The sequence below is a fragment of the Vibrio sp. YT-19(2023) genome (genome assembly GCF_033337395.1).
Genome location: NZ_JAWOQN010000626.1, coordinates 1 through 649, shown reverse-complemented (window position 1 = coordinate 649; position 649 = coordinate 1). Strand labels below are relative to the sequence as shown.

The 649-nt window shown below is 44.2% G+C and carries 1 protein-coding gene and 1 pseudogene; both read right to left on the bottom strand.

What is annotated here, in order from left to right; genetic code table 11:
- Window positions 1–210, bottom strand: a pseudogene (locus tag R7E78_RS27535) (GNAT family N-acetyltransferase); the annotation flags it as partial.
- Window positions 210–548 carry a hypothetical protein gene (locus R7E78_RS27530; RefSeq protein ID WP_318058806.1) on the bottom strand — a complete coding sequence of 113 codons (339 nt, stop codon included), beginning with the start codon at window positions 546–548 and terminating at the stop codon, window positions 210–212. The pseudogene R7E78_RS27535 and the gene R7E78_RS27530, both read right to left, overlap by 1 nt.
- Between the last annotated feature and the right edge of the window lie 101 nt (window positions 549–649).

The following is a 649-nucleotide window of genomic DNA, read 5'->3' as shown; positions in this document are numbered from 1 at the left end:
ACCGACAATCTCACCTTCAATTTCGGCAATAAATGGGGTAATGGTGTCCATCCTTGCTTGCCAACTTTGTGGTTCAAAATCATCGGGAGCCCAAGCTTTCACTTGATCTGTTTGGTAATCGCGGCAGTTTACTTCTCGAACCGTATGGTAGAAGAGCGTCCATAGTGTTGGCGCATCATCAGCGCGATAGCTGCGTATTGAAAGCATCATTACAGTGTTCCAGACAGACGAAACAAAAACGTGGTCACAATCGCGCTCACTAACAAAGTATTGATTGGCAAGTAGTGCGGAAACAAATAAGTCAGAGAGCGTAAATCTGGTTTGGTAATAACTCTTTGAGGCTGGATATCTAGGCTCGTCGCGACCTCACAAGCCCGAACCGTTAACGGATGTTTAAAAAGCCATTGTGAATAAGCGCTATAAAGTGCCACCACTCCCGCCATTCCGATGATTTCTATCAACACAATAGCCTCTAGAGCAAAAGGCAGTAAAGTTGGGCCACTTAAAAGCAGCGCTGCGGCAAAAAGCCACTTTTTGTACGTCATCATCCATCCTTGAATTACGTTCTATAAATGTACATTTGAGACCGATCGTCCATGATCAGCCTTGCAAGCGTATTTTCTATAAGCCTGTGTACTAAGTTATTTTG